The organism is Streptomyces atratus (assembly GCF_040655115.1).
In the GTDB taxonomy this organism is placed as follows: Bacteria; Actinomycetota; Actinomycetes; order Streptomycetales; family Streptomycetaceae; genus Streptomyces; species Streptomyces atratus_D.
In genome coordinates this window covers 1-729 of the sequence record NZ_JBFAJH010000012.1, presented here as the reverse complement: position 1 = coordinate 729, position 729 = coordinate 1, and the positions used below count along the sequence as shown (strand labels likewise).

Genomic DNA, 729 nt, shown 5'->3' with positions numbered 1-729 from the left:
CCCGACGGAAACCGCCCCGGTCACCGCCGCTGCGGCTGTCGTCGCGGCGGAACCCGCCGCTGCGGCTGTCATCGTCGCGACGCGGCCCACGCGGCCGGTCGTCACGACGCTCGAAGCCACCACCGGAACGCCCACCACGGTCATCCTCACGCCGCGGCGCACGGTCGTCGCGGGGGAACCTGCCGCCACCGCCGCCGCCACGACTGTCATCCCGACGGAACCCACCACCGCCACCGCCACCACGGCTGTCGTCCCGACGGAAGCCACCCCGGTCACCGCCACTCGTGGGCCGGCTGTCATCGCGACGGAAGCCACCACCGGAGGCGCCGCCGCGGTTGTCGTCACGCCGGGGACCGCGGTCGCGGTCATCGCGACGGAAGCCACCACGGTCGTTGTCCCGACGCGGGCTGCCGGAGCGATCGTCACGACCACCCCGGAAGCCGCCCCGGTCACTACCGTCCCGGCGACGCGGCTCGCGCTCCGAACGATCGTCGGGAGAGTTGGTGGACATGGGTGGGACTCCTGTCTTCGGGTACTACACACATTCTCGCGCAGCCGGCCACCCGACGCGCTTCGGTAAAACAAAAGGACCCCTGGTCCCAGCGTGAACGCTGGGACCAGGGGTCCTTGAAAGATTGTTCGGCGGCGTCCTACTCTCCCACAGGGTCCCCCCTGCAGTACCATCGGCGCTGAAAGGCTTAGCTTCCGGGTTCGGAATGTAACCGGGCG

1 rRNA gene and 1 pseudogene are annotated in these 729 nt (G+C 70.5%); one reads left to right on the top strand and one right to left on the bottom strand.

Going from position 1 to position 729, the window contains the following annotated elements:
• A pseudogene (locus AB0I23_RS16220) lies at positions 1–580 on the top strand (hypothetical protein); the annotation flags it as partial.
• Positions 581–637: 57 nt separating this feature from the next.
• On the opposite strand, the gene rrf reads toward AB0I23_RS16220, so the two are convergent.
• Positions 638–729 (bottom strand): 5S ribosomal RNA (gene rrf, locus AB0I23_RS16215); the annotation flags it as partial.